This is a genomic window from Pseudomonas sp. GV105 (assembly GCF_003058185.1).
Taxonomy (GTDB): domain Bacteria; phylum Pseudomonadota; class Gammaproteobacteria; order Pseudomonadales; family Pseudomonadaceae; genus Aquipseudomonas; species Aquipseudomonas veronii.
This window is the reverse complement of the sequence record NZ_QBUF01000005.1, coordinates 246,243-267,627: the sequence shown is the minus strand read 5'-3', so window position 1 is coordinate 267,627 and position 21,385 is coordinate 246,243. Positions and strand designations below refer to the sequence as shown.

Here is a 21,385-nt window from a genome sequence, read left to right as displayed (position 1 = left end):
AGTGGGTGCGATGGGCAGTCGCCACCGCACATCTGTGTGCAGCAGCCAGTTGGCCACCGCGTTCGCGCTTTTAGTCTTCCAGCAGCTCTTCAGCCTGACCCAGGATGTTTTCCAGGGTGAAACCGAACTCTTCGAACAAGGCTGGCGCCGGCGCCGACTCACCGTAGGTGGTCATGCCGATCACGCGGCCTTCCAGGCCCACGTACTTGTACCAGTAGTCGGCGTGAGCCGCTTCGATGGCGATACGCGCGCTGACCTGCAGCGGCAATACCGATTGCTTGTAGTCGGCGTCCTGGGCTTCGAACACGCTGGTGCAAGGCATGGACACCACGCGCACGTTGCGGCCCTGGGCAGTCAGCTTGTCGTAGGCCTGAACGGTCAGGCCGACTTCGGAACCGGTAGAGATCAGGATCAGCTCCGGCTCGCCGATGCAGTCCTTGAGCACGTAGCCACCACGGCTGATGTCAGCGATCTGCGCGTCAGTGCGAACCTGATGTTGCAGGTTCTGACGGGAGAAGATCAGCGCCGAAGGGCCGTCCTTGCGCTCGATCGCGTGTTTCCAGGCCACGGCGGATTCGACCGCGTCGGCTGGGCGCCAGCAATCCAGGTTCGGCGTGGTGCGCAGGCTGGTCAATTGCTCGACCGGCTGGTGGGTCGGGCCGTCTTCGCCCAGGCCGATGGAGTCGTGGGTGTACACGTGGATCACGCGTTTCTTCATCAGCGCGGCCATACGCACTGCGTTGCGCGCGTATTCCATGAACATCAGGAAGGTCGCGCCGTAAGGCACCAGACCGCCGTGCAGGGACACGCCGTTCATGATCGCGCTCATGCCGAATTCGCGCACGCCGTAGTACATGTAGTTACCGCTGGCGTCTTCGGCGGAGACACCTTTGCAACCTTTCCACAGGGTCAGGTTGGAACCGGCCAGGTCGGCCGAACCGCCGAGGAACTCAGGCAGCAGCGGGCCAAAGGCGTTCAAGGTGTTCTGGCTGGCTTTACGGCTGGCGATGGTCTCGCCCTTGGCCGCGACTTCGGCGATGTAGGCCGAGGCTTTTTCCGCGAAGTCGGCAGGCAGGTCACCGGCGAGGCGGCGTACCAGCTCATTGGCAAGCTCCGGGAATTCGGCGGAGTAGGCGGCGAAACGCTGGTCCCACTCGGCTTCGGTGGCCAGGCCTTGTTCCTTGGCGTCCCATTCGGCGTAGATGTCGGCCGGGATTTCGAACGGGCCGTAGTTCCACTTCAGCGCTTCACGGGTCAGGGCGATTTCCGCGTCACCCAGCGGGGCGCCGTGGCAGTCTTCTTTGCCTTGCTTGTTCGGCGAGCCGAAACCGATGGTGGTCTTGCAGCAGATCAGGGTCGGCTGCTCGCTCTTGCGGGCGGTGTCGATAGCGGTCTTGATTTCTTCCGGGTCGTGGCCGTCGACGTTGCGGATCACCTGCCAGTTATAGGCCTCGAAACGCTTAGGGGTGTCGTCGGTGAACCAGCCTTCGACTTCGCCGTCGATGGAGATGCCGTTGTCGTCGTAGAAGGCAATCAGCTTGCCCAGGCCCAAGGTACCGGCCAGAGAAGCGACTTCGTGGGAAATGCCTTCCATCATGCAGCCATCACCCAGGAATACGTAGGTGTGGTGGTCGACGATGTGGTGGCCGGGGCGGTTGAACTGCGCGCCCAGGACTTTTTCAGCCAGGGCGAAACCGACGGCGTTGGCCAGGCCTTGGCCCAGGGGACCGGTGGTGGTCTCGACGCCTGGGGTGTAGCCGAATTCCGGGTGACCCGGGGTACGGCTGTGCAACTGGCGGAAGTTTTTCAGATCGTCGATGGTCAGATCGTAGCCGGTCAGGTGCAGCAGCGAGTAGATCAGCATCGAGCCGTGGCCGTTGGACAGCACGAAGCGGTCACGGTCGGCGAAAGACGGGTTGGTCGGGTTGTGTTTCAGGTAGTCACGCCAGAGTACCTCGGCGATATCCGCCATGCCCATCGGGGCACCGGGATGGCCGCTGTTGGCTTTTTGCACGGCATCCATGCTGAGGGCACGAATGGCGTTGGCACGCTCACGACGGCTGGGCATCGCTGTTCTCCTGAGGGTTGAATAAAAGAAACGGAAAAAAGGACCGGCATTTTCCCTCAGCCACCGCCTGCGGGCAATGACAGATAGTCACTTGAGGGCGTTTTTCCTGTGGTTTGCGCGGCAATCGCCTGCAGAACCCTGCCGCCGCTTCGTCTAACGGGAATAGCGCTCGCTTATAACCGCCACTTATCGACCAATATCAAAACTTTTTGATATTGACCTTGCGATGATTTCCACCCGTCACTAGACTGCTGGCCTTATGAACTTACCCGTGCCCTCCCTGCGTCCCGACGATGGTGATGAACTGGCTGCCTTATGCAAGGCCGCTGGCGATCCGTTGCGCCTGAACGTCTTGCGGGTGCTGGCCAACGATTCCTTCGGCGTGCTGGAACTGGCGCAGATTTTCGCCATCGGCCAATCGGGCATGAGCCATCACTTGAAGGTCCTGGCCCAGGCCGACCTGGTGGCCACCCGCCGCGAAGGCAATGCGATTTTTTACCGCCGCGCCCTGCCCCACACCGAGTTGCTCGGCGGCAAGCTGCACAGCGCGCTGCTGGAAGAAGTGGACAACTTGAGCCTGCCCGGCGACGTGCAATCACGCATCGGCCAGGTTCACGGGCAGCGCGCGGCGGCCAGCCAGGACTTTTTCTCACGGGTCGCCGAGAAGTTTCGCGCCCAGCAAGACCTGATCGCCGGCTTGCCGCAATATCGCGAAAGTGTACTGGCGTTGTTGGACAAGCTGAGCTTCAGTCATAAAGCGACGGCCCTGGAAGTCGGGCCTGGCGATGGCGGCTTTTTGCCGGAACTGGCGCGCCGCTTTCAACAGGTCACGGCGCTGGACAACAGCCCGGCGATGCTCGAACTGGCACGCCAACTGTGCGAGCGCGAGGCCTTGGGCAACGTCAGCCTGCAGTTGGCCGATGCCCTGAATGACACCAGCCTGCGGGCCGATTGCGTGGTGCTGAACATGGTCCTGCACCATTTCGCCGCCCCCGCCGACGCCCTCAAGCAGATGGCGAATTTGCTGCAACCCGGCGGTAGCCTGCTGGTTACAGATTTATGCAGCCACAACCAGAATTGGGCCAGGGAGGCCTGCGGTGATCTCTGGTTGGGTTTTGAACAGGACGATCTGGCCCGTTGGGCCACCGCTGCGGGACTCGTTCCCGGGGAAAGCCTCTATGTAGGTTTACGTAATGGTTTCCAGATCCAGGTCCGCCATTTTCAGCGACCGGCTGGCGACACTCACCATCGGTAAATATCAGGAAAACATCGAGATGAGCGAATACTCCCTTTTCACCTCCGAGTCCGTGTCTGAAGGGCATCCGGACAAAATCGCCGACCAGATTTCTGATGCGGTGCTGGACGCCATCATTGCTGAAGACAAGTTCGCCCGTGTGGCGTGCGAGACTCTGGTGAAAACGGGCGTGGCGATCATCGCCGGCGAAGTCACCACCACGGCCTGGGTCGACCTGGAGCATATCGTCCGCGAGGTGATCACCAACATCGGCTATAACAGCTCCAACGTCGGCTTCGACGGCGCGACCTGCGGCGTGATGAACATCATCGGCAAGCAGTCCCCGGACATCAACCAGGGTGTCGACCGCGCCAAGCCAGAAGACCAGGGCGCCGGCGACCAGGGCCTGATGTTCGGCTACGCCAGCAACGAAACCGACGTGCTGATGCCAGCGCCGATCACCTTCTCGCACCAACTGGTGCAGCGCCAGGCCGAAGCCCGTAAATCCGGCCTGCTGCCGTGGCTGCGTCCGGACGCCAAGTCCCAAGTGACGTGCCGTTATGAAGGCGGCAAAGTGGTCGGTATCGATGCTGTCGTGCTGTCGACCCAGCACAACCCGGACGTTTCCTACGCCGACTTGCGCGAAGGCGTGATGGAGCTGATCGTCAAGCACGTGCTGCCGGCTGAACTGCTGAACAAGGACACCCAGTTCCACATCAACCCGACCGGCAAGTTCATCATCGGTGGCCCGGTGGGCGACTGCGGCCTGACCGGGCGCAAGATCATCGTCGACAGCTATGGCGGCATGGCCCGTCACGGCGGTGGCGCGTTCTCCGGCAAAGACCCATCCAAGGTTGACCGTTCGGCGGCCTACGCCGGCCGCTACGTGGCCAAGAACATCGTCGCCGCTGGCCTGGCCGAGCGTTGCGAGATTCAGGTGTCCTACGCCATCGGCGTGGCCCAGCCTACGTCGATCTCGCTGAACACCTTCGGCACCGGCAAGATCAGCGATGACAAGATCGTCAAACTGGTGCGCGAGATCTTCGACCTGCGCCCTTACGCGATCACCACCATGCTCGACCTGCTGCACCCGATGTACCAGGAAACCGCGGCCTACGGCCACTTCGGCCGTACCCCGGCGCAGAAGACGGTCGGCGACGACACCTTCACCACCTTCACCTGGGAAAAAACCGACCGCGCCAACGACCTGCGTATCGCTGCCGGCCTGTAATCGCTTGCGCTACCCAAAGCCCTGCCGGGTTCGCCCGGCGGGGCTTTTTATTGTCGGGCGATTCGCGTCGGTGTTCACATTTTTTGGATCCAAACCTTGCAGGCTAAATAATGGCCCACTAGAATCCGCGCCCTCTCGGGCCCTCCACCTTATTCTGGATATTGCACTGCGCCGGCCCGGGACTCATCAGCGCGCAGGCAATCGGACATTGAGGTTTTCATGCATATTTCCAAGCTCGCCCCTGCCGCCCTGCTGCTCAGCCTGTTTGCCCTGCCGGTGAACGCCGCCGACCTGAGCGCACTGAGTGGCGCACTGAGCTCCCAGCTCGGTGGCGGCAACTCCGGCGACTGCCAGCAGCATGCCAAAGACCTGCAAACCAAGATCGACGCGGCCAATGCCAAGAACGACGCGTTGAAAGTGAAGGCCTTCGAAGCCGCGCTGGAGCAGGTCAACAAAGGCTGTAACAAACTCGCCGAGTCCCAGGCCAACGTCGATGCCAAGCAGCAAAAGCAGCAGGCCAAGGCAGAAAACAACGATGCCGTGAAAGCCCTGGGTGGTCTGTTCAAGTAAGCAGAAACACCCGGTAAAAAGCCCCGCTCTGTCGGGGCTTTTTTGTGGGCGCGAAGATCCCTTAGGCTGAACGCCCCTTACCGAGCAAGGATGCTCCCGATGCGCTTGCTGATCGTTCTTTTACTCAGTGTTCTAACCGGGTTGGCCAGGGCTGAAGAGTGCCCCGATGACGCACGGGCACAAATCGGCCCGCTGGCTCGGCAAATCAGCCTCTGGGACGACAGTTACCACCGGCTCGGCCATTCGCCCATCAGCGACGAACTCTACGACCAGGCCCGCCAGCGCCTGGCTCACTGGCAACGGTGTTTCCCGCAACCGGCGGCGGTGGCCGACAAGCCTCTGGCCAGCTCACGGGGCACCTCGCCGCACCCGGTGGCCCATACGGGCCTGGACAAATTGCTCGACGAACACGCCGTCGGCGAATGGCTCCAGGTTCGCCAAGATGTGTGGGTCCAGCCCAAGGTCGACGGTGTCGCCGTGAGCCTGGTGTACCGCCAGGGGCGCCTGCACCAAGTGATCAGCCGGGGCGACGGCTTGCTCGGCCAGGACTGGTCGGCCTGCGCAAAAAAAATCCCCGGTATCGTCCAGCAACTGCCGGAGCCCATCGACCTGGTGCTGCAAGGTGAGCTCTATTGGCGTCTGGACGACCATGTGCAATCAAGCCTGGGCGGGCTCAATGCGCGCAGCAAGGTGGCCGGTTTGATGAACCGTCGACAGTTGAGCGACGCCGAGGCCGCCGGGATCGGTCTGTTTGTCTGGGCCTGGCCCGATGGCCCGGCGGACTTCACCGAGCGCCTGGCCACCCTGGCAGGTTGGGGCTTCATCGACAGCCAACGCTACAGCCGGCCCATCCAGGACATCGTCGGCGCCGCCCGCTGGCGCACCTACTGGTACAACCATCCACTGCCATTTGCCAGTGATGGCGTCGTGCTGCACCAGGCCACGCGCGCACCCGCCAAGCGCTGGCAGGTCAGTGCGCCTTACTGGGCAGTCGCCTGGAAATACCCCGCCGCCAAGGCTCTCGCACTGGTACGCAAGGTGCAGTTCAACATCGGCCGCACCGGGCGCATCACCCCTATCCTGGAACTCGAACCGGTGCGTCTGGACGACCGGCAGATCAGCCGCGTCAGCACCGGCTCCCTGCAACGCTGGAAAACCCTGGATATCCGCCCCGGCGACCAGGTCGCCATCAGCCTCGCCGGCCAGGTCATCCCGCGACTGGACGAGGTGGTCCTGCGCAACGAGACCCGAGTGGACATCCAAGTCCCCAACGCCCGGGACTTTCACGCCCTGAGTTGCTGGCAACTGGACCCTGGCTGCGAAGAACAGTTGCTGTCGCGCCTGACCTGGTTGAGCGGCAACCAGGGCCTGGGCCTGCCGCATATGGGCCGGGAGACGTGGAACGTATTGATCCAGGCCGGTCTAATCGCAGGCTTCCTCGATTGGTTGACCCTCGATGCGGCAGAGCTTGCTAACATTGAGGGCTTCGGCGATCGCAGCCGTGCGCGGGTGCTCGACAGTATCCAAAGCGCGCGGCAACGGCCTTTCGCTCAATGGCTCAAAGCCCTGGGTGTACCGCCTGCGGCACGCAATAACCTGGAAGGCGGCTGGCGGGCGCTGGTTGCCAAGGACACCCAAGCCTGGCTGGCCCTGGATGGCATCGGCCCGGGCCGCGCGGCGCAACTCAGCGCTTTTTTTCGCGACCCGCAGATACAGGCTTTGGCTGAGACACTACGCGTGGCCGGAATAGACGGGTTTTGAACCCGACCCGGCCATCAGATTGCGACTTTGGAGCTCCATATGAAATTTTTAGCCCCTTTTGCCCTGCTGACCGTCGCATGCTTCATGGCGACGCCGCTGCTGGCAGCCGAAGAAGCAACCCCGCTGACCGGCTGCGCCGCCAAGCGCCAGGCCATCAGCACCCAGATCGAACAGGCCAAGGCCCATGGCGACAGCGCACAACAAGCCGGCCTGGAGAAAGCCCTGAGTGAAGTCACGGCCAACTGCAACGACGCGGCGTTGAAAAAGGAACGCGAAAACAAGGTGCTCGACGCCAAGCATGACGTCAGCCGCCGTCAGGCCGACCTCGACAAGGCGATGAAAAAAGGCGACGCGGACAAGATCAACAAACGCAAGGACAAACTGGCCGAGTCGCGCAAAGCACTGCAGGATGCGGTGGAAGAACTCGACCAGTAAACCGGTCAGTGGTCCCGGAACTGCTTATGACAGGCGCTGCAGGCATCTTCGACTTTCTGCACTGCAGGCGAAAGGTTACTGGCCTTGTAAGGCTGCACCTGGCTTGCAATCACCAATTCACCGGTGGCCGCTTCGAGGTCGCGGGCCATTTGCTGGAATTGCGCCTGTTTTTGCCAGACGTCGTCCTTGGCGCTGGTGTGGTCTTCCTCACGCACGCTCGGAAAATGCTTCCATGGCTCATGGGACAACGCATCGAGCTTGACCGCGCCTTCGGCGAACTTCGCGCCGTCGAACGGGATGCGCCCACGCAACATGCCACCCAGGTCTTCGCCGGTCTTGAGCATTTGCTTGAAGATCGCTTTGCGCTGGCCCAGGGGCGAATTCGGATCAACGCCGCCACAGGCGGACAGCGCCAGGCAGGCCAGCAGTACAACAGTCAGTTTTTTAAAAGTCATGGTGGCTTCGAGGTCACGGGAAACGGCGGCCAGTATCCTCGCCCCACCCGCAAAGACCAATAGCCCTATTAACGATAAGGGTTGCCCAAACGCGTCGACGCACGGGCAATCGCTTCAGGAATTGCTTGTATGAATATCGCTTTGAAACCCTGGAGCCGCCGTCTGGCGTGGGCTCTACCGATGATCGCGGTGCTGGCCGGCTGCGATGCGGGCAAGGACACGCACAAAGATGAAACAATCAAACCCCATGCGGTGGCCACCTATGTGAACGCACCGTGGGAAGCCCTGCCGGCGGTGTCCGACAGCGAACTGCTGGCCGGGTTTGAGTCCTGGCGCAGCGCCTGCCAACGCCTCAAGGCTGACCCGGTGTGGGGCGCGACCTGCGCGGCGGCAACGGCGGTGCCAGGCGATGCCGCGGCGGTTCGCGGTTTTCTCAAGGAACGCCTGGACGTATTCGGCCTGCGCTCGGCCGACAACACACCGAACGGCCTGATCACCGGCTACTACGAACCCGTCTACCCCGGCAGCCTGACCGAAACCCCCACCGCCCATGTGCCGGTGTACGGCGTGCCGGACGACCTGATCATCGTCAACCTCGAAAGCATCTACCCGGAACTCAAGGGCAAGCGCCTGCGCGGCCGCCTGGAAGGTCGTGTACTCAAGCCGTATGACGACGCCAGCACGATCAACGGCCAAGGCTCCACCGCCAAGCCGATCGCATGGCTGACTGACCCGATGGACCTGCAGTTCCTGCAGATCCAGGGTTCGGGGCGGATTCAACTGGCAGGCGGGCGCCAATTGCGCATCGGCTATGGCGACCAGAACGGCTACCCCTACCGCCCCATCGGCCGCTGGCTGGTGGAGCAAGGCGAGCTGAAGAAAGAAGACGTGACCATGGGGGCCATCGGCGCCTGGGCCAAGGCGCATCCGCAGCGCATTCCGGAACTGCTGGCGAGCAACCCCAGCTACGTATTCTTCAGCGCCCGCCCCGACAGCAACGAAGGCCCTCGCGGCTCGCTGAACGTGCCGCTGACCGCCGGCTACAGCGTGGCGGTGGATCGCAAGGTGATTCCGCTGGGCAGCCTGCTGTGGCTGTCGACCACACGCCCGGACGGTGCGCCGATCGTGCGCCCCGTCGCCGCGCAGGATACCGGCGGCGCAATCACCGGCGAAGTGCGCGCAGACTTGTTCTGGGGCACAGGGGCGGCCGCAGGCGAACTGGCAGGGAATATGAAGCAGCAGGGGCAGATCTGGATGTTGTGGCCGAAGGGCGCCGCATTACCCCAGGTACCGGATGCCCCGGCCGGCACCTGACAGACGCTGATCGACAGTGTGGGGCGAGCCAGCCCCCACACTGCGGCAAGCGTTAGATCGAGACGAAGAAGAAACTCGCAATCAGCGCCATGCCCACCGCCCACACCAACGAGCGCAGGATGGCCCAGTCCGCCAGGTAGCAGATGATGTACAGCAGGCGGCTGGTGATAAACAGCACCGCGAGGACATTGATCGTGACCAGTTCGGCGGTGCCGGCCAGGTGCGCGATGATCACTGCGGCAGCAAACGCCGGGGTCACTTCAAAGCTGTTGAGTTGCGCGTTATGGGCGCGTTTGGCGAAGCCTTCCAGGGTATCGAGGAAGGCACGCGGGTCATGGTTCTGCCGTGGCCCGAACTTGCCGCCACTGAATTTGGCCACGCCGGTACACAGGTACGGCAGAAAGATTGCAATCAATACACACCAGAAAGCGACAGTCATCACTCATTCCTTTTTTGGTTTTATCAAGGCGATCAACGCTTTATCACGAACATGCCGACCCGCATCCAGCCACAGGCTCTGCGTCCAACCGCATGGCCCAAAGCACCCAAGCGTAGCTCATCAAAACGCACACCCCCAACCGCCATGGGTTCCGTGTCGGCAGCGCGTTGATTCTGCCGCTCACTGATCCTTATTGATCCGCTGCGGATGCCTCGGGTCCGCTGCAACCTTACCCGGCAAGCTGCTTTCGCTACGGATCTGCGCATGACTGATCAGCGCAAAGATACAGCTGCCGCCAATGATATTGCCGGCCAGGGTCGGCCCGGCGAATATCAGCCAGAAATCCTTCCACGGCAGTTCACCGGCAAATACCAGGTAAGACACTTCCGCCGAGCCGACCACGATGTGGGTGAAATCCCCCAGCGCCATCAAGTAGGTGATCAGAATGATGATCCAGAGCTTGGCGCTTTCCATCGACGGAATCATCCACACCATGGTGGCGATCATCCAGCCGGAAACGATGCCCTTGGCAAACATCTGGCCGGGGGCGTTTTCCATGACTTTGCGTCCGATCTCAAGGAAGGCCTGGTCGGTCTTGGTATCGAAGATCGGCAGGTGCAGCATCACATAAGCCACCAGCAAGGTGCCGCACAGGTTACCCACCAGCACCACCGTCCACAGCCGCAGCAAGCGCCCGGCATTGGCCAGGGTCGGTTTGCTCATCACCGGCAGCACTGCGGTCAGGGTGTTTTCGGTGAACAACTGCTGACGCGCGAGAATCACCGCCAAAAAGCCCGCGCAGTAACCGAAACTGGCAATGACTTTGAACCCTTCACCGTCCGGCAGGCGCGAGTTGAGCAGGCCCATGCCCATCAGTGACAGGCCCATGGTCAGGCCGGCCGCCAGCGCCGACCACCACAATGCCGCCACCGTGCGCTCCAGTTCCTGGTCGCCCTGGGTGCGGATGATTTCATGCAGCACCGCCGCGCGGGGTGGCTGGTTCTTGTCGACGTCGTGCTGCTCTTCCTTCGACAGGTTGGGGGTCTTGCCGTCGTCGTGCGTGGCCATGATGCTCCAGAGTCCAAGGGGTACCTGTAGCTACGACAGGCTGGAGCGATGGCTGTTCAGTGGCCTGGCAACTAAACCGGAATGCGCCAGGCCTTGGCCATCTCCACCGTGGTCGAGCTGAACGGTTTTGACCAGGGCTTGTTGCGCGCGCCGTAGTGCCGAATGATCTCGTCGAGCACCCGGTTGAACGCCGCGGGGGTGGTCGCCTTGGCCAAATCCGCCGCAGCGCGTTGCAGCAGGTCGACATTGGCGTCGGTCTGGCCTGGCCGGTACAGCGATGGGTAGATGACCTCGCGGGTGAAGTTTTCGGCCTTTACCGCGATGTCGCGCCGTTTCATTTCGGCGACCGCACTGGCCATGACGCTGGACATCGGCGAGGCGCCCGAAGTCTGCTTGGCCGCCACCTGCAACAACTGCTGAAAATTGCGCTGCCCCGCGGCATTCAATCGACGCCCCAGCCACTCGACGTGCTCAGGCCGACTGGCGAGCGCATCCAGGTTACGCAGCGCGGCAGACAGCTCAGGTGTGAAGATCAGGGTGTCGTGGGCCTGGTTCACCTTGGCAATGGCACTGTCCAGGGTTTGCAGCGCTTGTTGTGCGTTCTGTCTGAACATCAACACCGCGGCGGCGGCCGGGTCTTTCTGCAAGGTTGCCTGCGCACTGGCCAGCATCGCATCGTCCATTGCCAGCACCGCGTCATCCAACGAGGCGAACGTGTGATGCTCGCGCACCGTGTCGCGTTGTTCCAAGTGCGCCGCCACGGTTTTGCGCGCCTGTGCCTGCAGATGCTGCTTGTCTTGCGCGCTCATGGTGAAATTCACGGTGCCGTTGAGCGTGCCGCGAAAGTCCCCCTTATCCGTCTTCAGCGGCAGGACCACGGTCTGCTCGGCAAACGCCTTGAGCCGCTCATTTTGATAGGCTTCGGCGGACGCATGGGGCGTTCCGGTCAGCTTGTCGACGAGGCTGCTGAAGAAACCGCCGCTTTTTTTCGGCGTCGCTGCGTCTTCGGCTTCAAACTTGACGATCAGAGACTCGTGCTGGCTCAACGGGCTTTCTGCAAACGAGGGCTCGATCACCCCGGGGGCCGGCGTGTTGAGCAGCAGGCCGCCGTCCTGGAAGGCAGTGGCTTCGGCGGTTTCCTGGAAGGCATGCCCCTGCTCGGCAGGGCGCTTGAAAAGCACCGGCAACGACGCCGAAATGTGTGCGGCGCGGGCGATGTCCATGTCCGGGGTCAGGCTGGCGTTGAACGTCACCAGTTGCGGGCGGCCGTCGAACATCCCTGTGCCGGTGATATTGAGCGGTTTGATCGCCGGGATATGTCGGTTCAACACCTCAAGATCGCGAAACGTCGGAGCCTCGCCGGCGCTGAGCCGGTCGGCGATTTTCATGACTTCACCAGGCCGGGTGGCCCTTGGCGTAGCGGCGATATGGGCAAGGACCGATTGGCGCGACTCATTGCGCAGCAATTGCTCCAAGGGACGCGCCTCGGTTTGCAGGCGCGGCATCATGGTCAGCAACAATTGAGAGATATTGCCCGCCGGGCCTGGCAAGCGCTTGGTGAGTTTGCCCAGGCGAGCACTGGCCTCTTGTAGCCAGGCCGTCAACGGGTCGTCGCTGTTCAACAGGCTCGGCAGGTCGATGCGGTTCGATAGCTTGCCGAAGACCTCGGCGTTCATGCCGCTGGCGAGCAACGAGGCAGAAATCGCGCCGGCGGATGAGCCGGAAATAACCTGGATACCTTGCAGCTTCCCACTGTCCTCCAGCGCCTGCACCATTCCCGGATAGGCAATGCCTTTGGCACCTCCGCCGCTGAGCACCAGATGGCTGGGCGGTGGCGGCGACAACACCACCTCCACCTGGCCGTCAATATTGCGGGAAAGACTCAGTTTGCGCGGTCCCGCGGCCTCAACCAACGTGGTTTTCACGTCTTGGCTGAGGGGGGCTTGCGATGACTGGAGCGAAAGCGGCTGCATCTGCTCAGCCGGATTGGACGACACTTTCATACATAGGCTCTCGATACAGAACGTAGTCCTGAGTCGTGAGAAAGCCTGGGAAAGATCCACGCGGAATGATTTGGTAAAGCAATCAAACCGCTGTGCGGTTACGCAGGAGGGCTGTCTTCCTTGAACTGGTCTTTCACGTATTTGATCTCGGTCCGGCCGTGAGGCGCGGGCAAACCGTCTTCGCCGAGGTTGACGAAGACCATTTTTTCCACGGTGAGGATGCTTTTGCGGGTGATCTTGTTGCGCACTTCACAGGTCAGGGTGATGGAGGTGCGGCCGAAATCGGTGGCGGTGATGCCCAGCTCGATGATGTCGCCCTGGCGCGAGGCGCTGACGAAGTTGATTTCGGAAATGTACTTGGTCACCACGCGCTGGTTGCCCAATTGGACAATCGCGTAGATGGCTGCTTCCTCGTCGATCCAACGCAGCAGGCTGCCACCGAACAGGGTGCCGTTGGGGTTGAGGTCTTCAGGTTTTACCCATTTGCGGGTGTGGAAGTTCATGGTCACTCCAAAGCGTCTTGCCGAATGATGGGCAATATCATGGCAGAGCCTGGGCGCAAGCTCTATGCGCCATTGCCTATCGCCCCCATGCGGGATCTTCATATCGCCGACAGAAAGGCTTGGGAAGTGCCGCGTACACAGCTATAATCGCACCCGCTTCAAAACGGTCATCTTCAGTTGATACCGTTCTCCCGCCACCTGTCCGAGGGGCGCTGCAGCAGGTTAGACCTGTCAGGCTCGGATGGGGCGTTGTCCGGCCTGGTTGTCCTGGCCTGATACTAAACGCACAACGGCGCCCATTCGCACACTACGAATGGAGGCTCTTCATGAGCGCTGTAATTACGCCTGCAGATTTCAACGACTACAAAGTCGCCGACATGTCCCTCGCTGCCTGGGGCCGTCGCGAAACCTTTATCGCCGAATCCGAAATGCCTGCCCTGATGGGCCTGCGTCGCAAGTACGCCGCTGAGCAACCGCTCAAGGGCGCGAAGATTCTCGGCTGCATCCACATGACCATCCAGACTGCCGTGCTGATCGAAACCCTGGTTGCCCTGGGTGCCGAAGTGCGTTGGTCGTCCTGCAACATCTTCTCGACACAAGACCAGGCCGCCGCCGCCATCGCTGCTGCCGGTATCCCGGTATTCGCCTGGAAAGGCGAGACCGAAACAGAGTACGAATGGTGCCTGGAGCAAACCATCCTGAAAGATGGCGCGCCTTGGGATGCCAACATGGTCCTCGACGACGGCGGCGACCTGACCGAGCTGCTGCACAAGAAGTACCCGCAGATCCTCGACCGCGTCCACGGCGTGACCGAAGAAACCACCACCGGCGTACACCGCCTGCTGGACATGCTGGCCAAGGGCGAGCTGAAAATCCCGGCCATCAACGTCAACGACTCGGTGACCAAGAGCAAGAATGACAACAAGTACGGCTGCCGTCACAGCCTGAACGATGCGATCAAGCGCGGCACCGACCACCTGCTGTCGGGCAAGCAAGCCCTGGTGATCGGCTACGGTGACGTGGGCAAGGGTTCGTCCCAGTCCCTGCGCCAGGAAGGCATGATCGTCAAGGTCTCCGAAGTCGACCCGATCTGCGCCATGCAAGCCTGCATGGACGGTTTCGAAGTGGTTTCGCCGTTCATCGATGGCATCAACGATGGCAGCGAAGCGAGCATCGACAAGGCCCTGCTGGGCAAGATCGACCTGATCGTCACCACCACCGGTAACGTGAATGTCTGCGATGCCAACATGCTCAAGGCCCTGAAGAAGCGCGCCGTGGTGTGCAACATCGGTCACTTCGACAATGAAATCGACACCGCTTTCATGCGCAAGAACTGGGCATGGGAAGAAGTGAAGCCACAGGTACACAAGGTTCACCGTACCGGCTCGGGCGATTTCGACCCGCAGAACGACGACTACCTGATCCTGCTGGCCGAAGGCCGCCTGGTAAACCTGGGTAACGCCACTGGCCACCCAAGCCGCATCATGGACGGTTCGTTCGCCAACCAGGTACTGGCGCAGATCTTCCTGTTCGGCCAGAAGTACGCCGACCTGTCGCCGGCCCAGAAAGCCGAGCGTCTGACCGTGGAAGTGCTGCCGAAGAAACTCGACGAAGAAGTGGCCCTGGAAATGGTCCGCGGCTTCGGCGGCGTGGTGACTCAACTGACCAAGACCCAGGCCGACTACATCGGCGTGACCGTCGAAGGTCCGTTCAAGCCGCACGCTTACCGCTACTAAGTAACCAGCTCCACCTGCTCTAACCTGTAGGAGCGAGCTTGCTCGCGAAAAACCCAACGGCACCGCGTACAGCCTGTTTGACGCGTTATCGTTGACGTTCTTCGCGAGCAAGCTCGCTCCTACAGTGCAGGTGGGTTGCACAGTCGGCTTCTGAGTTTCCAAGGGTATTACCATGTCCCAAGACCGTCGCTACAGCTTCGAGTTCTTTCCGACCAAGACCGATGCTGGGCATGAAAAACTGATGGCGACTGCCAAGCAGTTGGCCAGCTACCACCCCGACTTCTTCTCCTGCACCTACGGCGCTGGCGGCTCGACCCGTGACCGCACGATCAACACCGTGTTGCAGCTGGAAAGCGAAGTCAAAATTCCCGCCGCGCCGCACTTGTCGTGCGTGGGCGACAGCAAGGCCGACCTGCGCGCCCTGCTGACCCAATACAAAGGCGCCGGCATCAAGCGCATCGTCGCCCTGCGCGGTGACCTGCCATCCGGCATGGGCATGGCCAGCGGTGAGCTGCGCTACGCCAACGACCTGGTGAGCTTCATCCGCGAAGAAAGCGGCGATCACTTCCACATCGAAGTGGCCGCTTACCCGGAGATGCATCCACAGGCGCGCAACTTCGAAGACGATCTGCAGAATTTCGTGCGCAAGGCCAACGCCGGCGCCGACAGTGCGATCACCCAGTACTTCTTCAACGCCGACAGCTACTTCTACTTCGTCGAGCGTGTACGGGCCATGGGTGTGAACATCCCGATCGTGCCGGGCATCATGCCGATCACCAACTACAGCAAGCTGGCGCGCTTCTCCGACGCCTGCGGTGCTGAGATCCCACGCTGGGTGCGTAAGCAACTGGAAGCCTATGGCGACGACGTCAAAAGCATCCAGGCATTCGGCGAACAGGTAATCAGTGAGATGTGTGAACAATTGTTGCAAGGTGGTGCGCCAGGGCTGCATTTCTATACCCTGAACCAGGCTGAACCTAGCCTTGCCATCTGGAACAACCTCAAGCTGCCACGCTGAAGTTTGCCCGGCTGTGCCAAGGCCCTCGTTTCTACGAGGGCCTTTGTCGTTTTACATGCCCACGGAACCCAGCAGTCCATGAATACAGTCCCCACGACTTCCCGCCCGCAACTGGTGTATCTGGTTTTCGGTGCCCAGACCTACCATCAGGAAGCCGTCTTCAGTATCGCCAGCGCCTTGGCTTTTCTGCAGGACACCCCGGACGCCGTCGTGGACATCCAGGTATTCAGCGACAACCCCGAACCCTATCGCCTGCTGCCGGTACGCGTGCGCCCGCTGGACGACGCCACCCGCAAACGCTGGAGCGAGCCCCATGGCTATCACTTCCGCACCAAACACGTGGCGCTGCGCCAGGTGCTGGAAGAGTCGTCGACAGCCCTGCTGATCGACACCGACACCTTCTTCCACCATTCGCCCACAGCCCTGTTCGAGCGCGTGCAACCCGGCACTCTGCTGTGCAACGCCTTCTACACCAAGTACGGCGACAATCACGAAAGCATCCTCTATAGCGCCTTGCACCAGCGCCTGCTGGACATGGGCGTGGCCGACGATGACATGATGACCCTCAACTCCGGCGTCATCGGCCTGACGCAACAGGACGCGCACATCCTCGATCGCTCCATCGAGTTGATGGACGAACTGTTCCCCCACGCCCAGGGCGCCTACACCCTGGAAGAGTTCTGCCTGTCGATCGCCGCCTACCGCACCGTGAATGTGCGCGAGTGCCCGGACCTGATCCACCATTACTGGAGCCGCAAGCAGCTGTTCCGCGCCAAGGTCAAAGCGTGGATCGCCAAGCATGCGGCCGCCCCCACCAGCGCGCAGGCCCTGGCCGACACGCGTCAGGTTTCCTCGCACCTGCCGCGCCCGCCGCGCTTGCAGCGCCTGATGTACAAACTGATCACCCTGCTCTTGCCCAAGCACCAGCAGCAGTTCATCCGCGAAGTTCTCTACGGTTGCTACGAGCACGAGAACGAGTTCGACCAGGCGTGCGGCCCGGTGTGGTGGGACAAGGCGCGGCAGAATCAGGAAGAGCGCCAGCAACGTCCGCTCGACGCCCACCAACTGGAGCACTGGTTCGCCAACCCGGTGGTCAGGCTGATTCTGGGCGAGCGGCGCAGCGCGATCTACGAACACTTGATAACCTCGCCCGCCAAATAACGATCCTTGCAGATGCGCGCGCCAGAGCTTCTCTTTCATTCAGGAGCATCGTAACCTCAGGCCATGTCCGCCCTTCTGAAGCTGTTGACTGCGACTCTTTTTACTTGCCTGAGCCTGGCCGCTCACGGCGAGAAATTGCGCATCGTCACCGAACCGTGGGCGCCTTACGTGTATGACGACAACGGCACGATGCGCGGGCTGGACTATGAAACCACGGTGATCGTGTTCCAGCGCCTGGGCGTCGATGTGCAGTGGCAATTCCTGCCGTGGAAACGCTGCCTGGCGATGCTCGAACAAGGCCACGCCGACGGCGCGCTGGACATTTTCCACAGCCATGAACGCGATGCCCTGCTGCTGTACCCCAGCGAACCGCTGTCGGAAGTGGAGTTCGTGCTGTTCTACGCCAATGAGCGGCCCCACCCGGTCCAGACCCTCGACGAGTTGCGCGGGCTGACCGTGGGCACCTCGCCGGGTTACCTGTACGGCGCCGAATTCAGTGAGTCCAGCGTGTTCCAACGCGAGCCGGCGCCGAGTCATGAAGCGAACTTCGGCAAATTGCTGCTTGGCCGCATCGATCTGCTGGTGACTGACCGCAGGGTCGGCCAGCATGTGATCGCGGCCTTGGGCCTGGAAGGCCAGGTCAGCCAGGCGCCCGCCGTGATCCGCCGCCAGCAGCAGTTCCTCGCCGTGCGCCGTGGCGCGGGCATGGACCTGCTGGTGCAGCGCTTTGCCGCCGAACTCAAGCGCTTCAAACAAGAGCCGGCCTACGCCGCCTTGAGTGCCAAATATGGTGGTATTCAAAGCGCAGCGGCGCCGATTACACTGCACGAACACACCGTTGAGCAGCAGGAAAGCAGCGCGCGGTGATTGCTCTGTTATACTCGGGCCTTCCCGCCAGGCTTACGCCCGGCCGCTGAGGTCTTGAAAAAGACACCCAACCCAGCTACTGCGCAGCTTTGCGGCCCGCGCGAGCCATTGGAGTGTCCGCCAGACGCAGCAGGACCGGACGGGGTTGCGCTCCCCTAAGCGCCATTCACGCCCGGCAAGATTATCCCTTTGGGCCAAGCCCTAACTAAAACAGGATTACTCATGTCCTTTGCTTCCCTCGGTCTCTCCGAGGCTTTAGTCCGCGCCATCGAGGCAGCGGGCTATACCGAGCCTACTCCGGTGCAACAGCGGGCTATTCCCGCCGTGTTGCAAGGTCGCGACCTGATGGTTGCGGCTCAGACAGGTACTGGTAAAACCGGCGGCTTCGCCCTCCCGATTCTGGAGCGGTTGTTCCCCAATGGTCACCCGGACAAGTCCCAGCGTCATGGCCCGCGCCAACCGCGCGTACTGGTCCTGACCCCTACCCGCGAACTCGCCGCCCAAGTGCACGACAGCTTCAAGCTGTATGCCCGCGACCTGAAGTTCGTCAGCGCCTGCATCTTCGGCGGCGTCGGCATGAACCCACAGGTTCAGGCCATGTCCCGTGGCGTTGACGTCCTCGTCGCCTGCCCGGGTCGCCTGCTCGACCTGTGCGGCCAAGGCAGCGTCGATTTGTCCCACGTGGAAATCCTCGTGCTCGACGAAGCCGACCGCATGCTCGACATGGGCTTTGTCCATGACGTGAAAAAGGTCCTCGCCCGCCTGCCGGCCAAACGTCAGAACCTGCTGTTCTCGGCAACGTTCTCCAACGACATCACCGCCCTGGCCGGCAAGTTGCTGCACAACCCGGAGCGCATCGAGGTCACGCCGCCGAACACCACGGTCGAGCGTATCGAACAACGCGTGTTCCGCCTGGCCGCCAGCCACAAGCGTTCGTTGCTGGCGCACCTGATCACCCACGGCGCGTGGGAACAGGTGCTGGTGTTCACCCGCACCAAGCACGGCGCCAACCGCCTGGCCGAGTACCTGGACAAGCACGGCCTCACCGCCGTCGCCATCCACGGCAACAAGAGCCAGAACGCGCGCACCAAAGCGCTGGCCGACTTCAAGGCCGGTGAAGTACGCATCCTGGTGGCCACCGATATCGCCGCACGCGGCCTGGATATCGACCAACTGCCGCACGTGGTCAACTTCGAGCTGCCTAACGTCGACGAAGACTACGTACACCGTATCGGCCGTACCGGCCGTGCCGGTCGTTCGGGCGAAGCCATCTCCCTGGTTGCGCCGGACGAAGAAAAACTGCTGAAAAGCATCGAGCGCATGACCAAGCAGAAAATCGCCGACGGCGACCTGATGGGCTTCGATGCCAGCACCGTTGAGGCCGAGAAGCCTGAGGTGCGCGAACGTCCGGACGTGCGTAACCCACGCAACCCACGCGGTCCGAAGGGCGATGGCCCGAACGGCGGCGGTGGTGGTGGCGGTCGTCGCGACAAGGGCAAGGACAAGGGCGGCAAGGAAAAAGCGTCGACCAACGGCCGCGGCGAACGCCCGGCCCGCGAGCAGAAGCCCCGCGAAGGCACCCCGGCCCGCGAACAGCGTCAGCCGAGCCAGCCAAGCCAGCCGCCACGCGCCAGCGCCGACCGCGCGCCGGACGAGTTCCTCGACGACGATGTGGATAACTTCGGTAACCGCGTCGACTACGTGCCCCAGGCCAAACCGGCCCAGGGCCGTGGCCGTCGTCCAGGCGCTCCGGCTCCGGGCGCTGGCACTGGCGCACCGCGTGGCGGCCAGCCACAGGGCGCGCGTCAGAACGGCCCGCGCAACAGCAGCGGCGGCACCACCGGTACGCCACCGGCCAAGCGCAGCGGCCCGCGTAACGGCGCACCGCGTGATGGCCAGGCGCGTCGCGAAGACTCGCGCAGCAACAACCGCCGCCCGGCCCGTGACGACCAGCCACGCTTGTCCGAGCCAGCGGTGCAGAACCCGCGCGGCGGCCCCGCGCCGAAGATCATCCACAAGGAGTCGAAAGCCGACCGCTTCCCGACACCGGAGCAACTGGATCAGTTGCCAGGCCGTCCTCGTGGTGAAAAACCAGCGCTGCTGACCCGCAACCGCGAAGCATAAAAAAAAACCCGTATCGCGAGATACGGGTTTTTTTGCCTGTAGGAGCGAGCTTGCTCGCGAAGGTCGTCAACGATAACGCTGGCAGCCTGAAAAAACGCGGTGTCTCTACGTTTTTCGCGAGCAACCTCGCTCCAACAAGTGAAGCGTTACTTCGCTTTCACACCTTCAAACGTCACGTACAGCTCAACATTGTTGGACGCTGGGCCCAGGTCCATCTGCTTGCCGAAGTCTTGGCGATTGAAGCTGGTGGTGCCTTCAAAACCGGCACGGTAGCCGCCCCATGGATCCTTGCCTTCACCCAGGAAGGTGGCCTTGACGACGATCGGCTTGGTCACGCCGTGCAGGGTCAGGTCGCCGGTCACGTCGGCAGTGACTTGGCCCGCAGCATTCTTACCGGTGGTTTTAACACTGGTGGAGACGAACTTGGCATCGGCAAACTTGCCAACGTCCAGGAAGTCTTTGCTGGAGATGTGCTTGTCACGTTCAGCGTGGTTGGTGAACACGCTGGCGGTGCGGACGTTGAACTCAATCTTGCTGTCTTCAGGCTTGGCGGCATCGAAGCTGAACTTGCCGTCCAGGTCCTTGAACGTACCGGTGATGAAGCTGTAGCCCAAGTGGCTGATCTTGAAGTCGACGAAGGCGTGCTGGCCTTCTTTGTCGACAACATAGTCAGCGGCCATCACCTGGCCTGCGGACAGCAGAGCAGAACCGATTGCCAGAGCAGCGAGTGTCTTTTTCAACATGCTTTCTATTCCTTGTGAGTCGAGGTTGAACATCAGGCTTTGCGCCCCAGCATTCGCGTGAGGGTCGCATCACGATCGATAAAGTGGTGTTTCAACGCGGCCACGCCGTGCAGGCCGGCGAAAACCACCAGCACCCAGGCGAGGTACAGATGCACCACGCCTGCGGTGTCTGCCTGGTCCGGCAAGCCGGAAACCAAGGCAGGAATCTCAAACAGGCCAAACACCGGGATACCCACACCGTCCGCGGTGGAAATCAGGTAACCGGCGATCATCACGGCAAACAAGCCGACATAAAGGAACCCATGGCCAAATGCAGCACCGATCCGCGTCAGCCGGCTGTAGCTGGCCAGCGCCGGTGGCGGCGGGCTGATCAGGCGCCAGACGATACGCACCAGCATGATGGCGAACAGCGTGATGCCTATGCTTTTGTGCAGATCCGGCGCGTCTTTGCGCCATGCGCTGTAGTAGTCGAGACCGACCATCCACAAGCCCAGGGCGAATAGACCAAACACCACCAGGGCCACGCCCCAGTGCAATACCATGCTGACCCAGCCGTAGCGGGCTGGTGAGTTACGTAGCTGCATGTACTTAATCCCGTAAGAACTGTGCTCAAGACTAACGATTTACCTATCGAATTAAAGCGCAATTTTTTGCT

Annotated in this window: 19 protein-coding genes and 1 riboswitch; of the genes, 11 read left to right on the top strand and 8 right to left on the bottom strand. The window is 61.8% G+C overall.

Annotation, left to right across the window (positions count from 1 at the left end; all coding sequences use genetic code 11):
* Nucleotides 1-70 precede the first annotated feature (70 nt).
* On the bottom strand, nucleotides 71-2,068 hold the full coding sequence (tkt, locus tag C8K66_RS11890; protein WP_017844956.1) for a transketolase: 1,998 nt from the start codon (nucleotides 2,066-2,068) through the stop codon (nucleotides 71-73).
* A gap of 259 nt (nucleotides 2,069-2,327) precedes the next feature.
* Here tkt and C8K66_RS11885 point away from each other — a divergent pair, with 259 nt between their 5' ends.
* The 5 genes from C8K66_RS11885 (at nucleotide 2,328) to C8K66_RS11865 (ending at nucleotide 7,299) form a co-directional block, all read left to right on the top strand.
* Entirely contained in the window at nucleotides 2,328-3,323 is a 996-nt protein-coding gene (locus C8K66_RS11885; RefSeq protein WP_026139787.1) for a metalloregulator ArsR/SmtB family transcription factor, read from the top strand.
* Nucleotides 3,324-3,342: 19 nt separating this feature from the next.
* Nucleotides 3,343-4,533 carry a methionine adenosyltransferase gene (gene metK, locus C8K66_RS11880; protein WP_017844958.1) on the top strand — a complete coding sequence of 397 codons (1,191 nt, stop codon included), beginning with the start codon at nucleotides 3,343-3,345 and terminating at the stop codon, nucleotides 4,531-4,533.
* Between the two features lie 219 nt (nucleotides 4,534-4,752).
* A complete protein-coding gene (locus C8K66_RS11875; protein WP_046487951.1) occupies nucleotides 4,753-5,103 on the top strand; it encodes a DUF1090 family protein in 351 nt (116 codons plus the stop codon).
* Nucleotides 5,104-5,202: 99 nt separating this feature from the next.
* On the top strand, nucleotides 5,203-6,864 hold the full coding sequence (gene ligB / locus C8K66_RS11870) for an NAD-dependent DNA ligase LigB (protein ID WP_108524895.1): 1,662 nt from the start codon (nucleotides 5,203-5,205) through the stop codon (nucleotides 6,862-6,864).
* A 39-nt stretch (nucleotides 6,865-6,903) separates the two neighbouring features.
* Nucleotides 6,904-7,299, top strand: coding sequence for a DUF1090 domain-containing protein (locus C8K66_RS11865; RefSeq protein WP_046381783.1), 396 nt, complete (start codon nucleotides 6,904-6,906; stop codon nucleotides 7,297-7,299).
* A gap of 5 nt (nucleotides 7,300-7,304) precedes the next feature.
* Here C8K66_RS11865 and C8K66_RS11860 read toward each other — a convergent pair whose 3' ends face one another.
* Nucleotides 7,305-7,754: a cytochrome c gene (locus tag C8K66_RS11860; protein WP_017844962.1), complete on the bottom strand. Its 450-nt coding sequence runs from the start codon at nucleotides 7,752-7,754 to the stop codon at nucleotides 7,305-7,307.
* Between the two features lie 129 nt (nucleotides 7,755-7,883).
* Between C8K66_RS11860 and C8K66_RS11855 the strand changes: the two genes are divergently transcribed.
* Entirely contained in the window at nucleotides 7,884-9,068 is a 1,185-nt protein-coding gene (locus C8K66_RS11855) for a murein transglycosylase A (RefSeq protein WP_046381782.1), read from the top strand.
* Nucleotides 9,069-9,120: 52 nt separating this feature from the next.
* On the opposite strand, the gene C8K66_RS11850 is transcribed toward C8K66_RS11855, so the two are convergent.
* The 4 genes from C8K66_RS11850 to C8K66_RS11835 form a co-directional block, all read right to left on the bottom strand.
* Nucleotides 9,121-9,507: an MAPEG family protein gene (locus tag C8K66_RS11850; RefSeq protein WP_046381781.1), complete on the bottom strand. Its 387-nt coding sequence runs from the start codon at nucleotides 9,505-9,507 to the stop codon at nucleotides 9,121-9,123.
* 180 nt (nucleotides 9,508-9,687) lie between these two features.
* A complete protein-coding gene (locus tag C8K66_RS11845) occupies nucleotides 9,688-10,575 on the bottom strand; it encodes a formate/nitrite transporter family protein (RefSeq protein WP_017844965.1) in 888 nt (295 codons plus the stop codon).
* Between the two features lie 71 nt (nucleotides 10,576-10,646).
* The gene (locus C8K66_RS11840) at nucleotides 10,647-12,578 is read right to left on the bottom strand and encodes a patatin-like phospholipase family protein (protein ID WP_108524893.1); all 1,932 of its coding nucleotides are present in this window, start codon (nucleotides 12,576-12,578) and stop codon (nucleotides 10,647-10,649) included.
* A 98-nt stretch (nucleotides 12,579-12,676) separates the two neighbouring features.
* Nucleotides 12,677-13,081 (bottom strand): acyl-CoA thioesterase, encoded by a 405-nt coding sequence (locus C8K66_RS11835; protein ID WP_017844967.1) that lies wholly within the window; start codon nucleotides 13,079-13,081, stop codon nucleotides 12,677-12,679.
* A 198-nt stretch (nucleotides 13,082-13,279) separates the two neighbouring features.
* Nucleotides 13,280-13,386, top strand: a riboswitch (S-adenosyl-L-homocysteine riboswitch).
* 21 nt (nucleotides 13,387-13,407) lie between these two features.
* Here C8K66_RS11835 and ahcY point away from each other — a divergent pair.
* The 5 genes from ahcY to C8K66_RS11810 all read left to right on the top strand — a co-directional run bounded on the left by ahcY (nucleotide 13,408) and on the right by C8K66_RS11810 (nucleotide 19,987).
* A complete protein-coding gene (ahcY, locus tag C8K66_RS11830; protein WP_108524891.1) occupies nucleotides 13,408-14,817 on the top strand; it encodes an adenosylhomocysteinase in 1,410 nt (469 codons plus the stop codon).
* A 172-nt stretch (nucleotides 14,818-14,989) separates the two neighbouring features.
* Nucleotides 14,990-15,835: a methylenetetrahydrofolate reductase [NAD(P)H] gene (metF, locus tag C8K66_RS11825; RefSeq protein ID WP_017844969.1), complete on the top strand. Its 846-nt coding sequence runs from the start codon at nucleotides 14,990-14,992 to the stop codon at nucleotides 15,833-15,835.
* Between the two features lie 78 nt (nucleotides 15,836-15,913).
* Nucleotides 15,914-16,996: a hypothetical protein gene (locus C8K66_RS11820; RefSeq protein WP_108524889.1), complete on the top strand. Its 1,083-nt coding sequence runs from the start codon at nucleotides 15,914-15,916 to the stop codon at nucleotides 16,994-16,996.
* 63 nt (nucleotides 16,997-17,059) lie between these two features.
* Entirely contained in the window at nucleotides 17,060-17,863 is an 804-nt protein-coding gene (locus C8K66_RS11815; RefSeq protein WP_017844970.1) for an ABC transporter substrate-binding protein, read from the top strand.
* A 222-nt stretch (nucleotides 17,864-18,085) separates the two neighbouring features.
* Nucleotides 18,086-19,987: a DEAD/DEAH box helicase gene (locus tag C8K66_RS11810; protein WP_108524887.1), complete on the top strand. Its 1,902-nt coding sequence runs from the start codon at nucleotides 18,086-18,088 to the stop codon at nucleotides 19,985-19,987.
* A 146-nt stretch (nucleotides 19,988-20,133) separates the two neighbouring features.
* Here C8K66_RS11810 and C8K66_RS11805 read toward each other — a convergent pair whose 3' ends face one another.
* Nucleotides 20,134-20,730 carry a YceI family protein gene (locus tag C8K66_RS11805; RefSeq protein ID WP_017844972.1) on the bottom strand — a complete coding sequence of 199 codons (597 nt, stop codon included), beginning with the start codon at nucleotides 20,728-20,730 and terminating at the stop codon, nucleotides 20,134-20,136.
* 32 nt (nucleotides 20,731-20,762) lie between these two features.
* A complete protein-coding gene (locus C8K66_RS11800; RefSeq protein WP_017844973.1) occupies nucleotides 20,763-21,314 on the bottom strand; it encodes a cytochrome b in 552 nt (183 codons plus the stop codon).
* Nucleotides 21,315-21,385: the final 71 nt, after the last annotated feature.

What these genes read in the sequence shown, in the direction of transcription:
- ligB (WP_108524895.1), top strand. Translation starts at nt 5,203, where the DNA reads ATGCGCTTGCTGATCGTTCTTTTACTCAGTGTTCTAACCGGGTTGGCC.
- C8K66_RS11860 (WP_017844962.1), bottom strand. Translation starts at nt 7,754, where the DNA reads ATGACTTTTAAAAAACTGACTGTTGTACTGCTGGCCTGCCTGGCGCTG.
- C8K66_RS11805 (WP_017844972.1), bottom strand. Translation starts at nt 20,730, where the DNA reads ATGTTGAAAAAGACACTCGCTGCTCTGGCAATCGGTTCTGCTCTGCTG.
- C8K66_RS11815 (WP_017844970.1), top strand. Translation starts at nt 17,060, where the DNA reads ATGTCCGCCCTTCTGAAGCTGTTGACTGCGACTCTTTTTACTTGCCTG.
- C8K66_RS11840 (WP_108524893.1), bottom strand. Translation starts at nt 12,578, where the DNA reads ATGAAAGTGTCGTCCAATCCGGCTGAGCAGATGCAGCCGCTTTCGCTC.
- C8K66_RS11835 (WP_017844967.1), bottom strand. Translation starts at nt 13,081, where the DNA reads ATGAACTTCCACACCCGCAAATGGGTAAAACCTGAAGACCTCAACCCC.
- metF (WP_017844969.1), top strand. Translation starts at nt 14,990, where the DNA reads ATGTCCCAAGACCGTCGCTACAGCTTCGAGTTCTTTCCGACCAAGACC.
- C8K66_RS11855 (WP_046381782.1), top strand. Translation starts at nt 7,884, where the DNA reads ATGAATATCGCTTTGAAACCCTGGAGCCGCCGTCTGGCGTGGGCTCTA.
- ahcY (WP_108524891.1), top strand. Translation starts at nt 13,408, where the DNA reads ATGAGCGCTGTAATTACGCCTGCAGATTTCAACGACTACAAAGTCGCC.
- metK (WP_017844958.1), top strand. Translation starts at nt 3,343, where the DNA reads ATGAGCGAATACTCCCTTTTCACCTCCGAGTCCGTGTCTGAAGGGCAT.
- C8K66_RS11885 (WP_026139787.1), top strand. Translation starts at nt 2,328, where the DNA reads ATGAACTTACCCGTGCCCTCCCTGCGTCCCGACGATGGTGATGAACTG.
- C8K66_RS11845 (WP_017844965.1), bottom strand. Translation starts at nt 10,575, where the DNA reads ATGGCCACGCACGACGACGGCAAGACCCCCAACCTGTCGAAGGAAGAG.
- C8K66_RS11875 (WP_046487951.1), top strand. Translation starts at nt 4,753, where the DNA reads ATGCATATTTCCAAGCTCGCCCCTGCCGCCCTGCTGCTCAGCCTGTTT.
- tkt (WP_017844956.1), bottom strand. Translation starts at nt 2,068, where the DNA reads ATGCCCAGCCGTCGTGAGCGTGCCAACGCCATTCGTGCCCTCAGCATG.
- C8K66_RS11850 (WP_046381781.1), bottom strand. Translation starts at nt 9,507, where the DNA reads ATGACTGTCGCTTTCTGGTGTGTATTGATTGCAATCTTTCTGCCGTAC.
- C8K66_RS11810 (WP_108524887.1), top strand. Translation starts at nt 18,086, where the DNA reads ATGTCCTTTGCTTCCCTCGGTCTCTCCGAGGCTTTAGTCCGCGCCATC.
- C8K66_RS11820 (WP_108524889.1), top strand. Translation starts at nt 15,914, where the DNA reads ATGAATACAGTCCCCACGACTTCCCGCCCGCAACTGGTGTATCTGGTT.
- C8K66_RS11800 (WP_017844973.1), bottom strand. Translation starts at nt 21,314, where the DNA reads ATGCAGCTACGTAACTCACCAGCCCGCTACGGCTGGGTCAGCATGGTA.
- C8K66_RS11865 (WP_046381783.1), top strand. Translation starts at nt 6,904, where the DNA reads ATGAAATTTTTAGCCCCTTTTGCCCTGCTGACCGTCGCATGCTTCATG.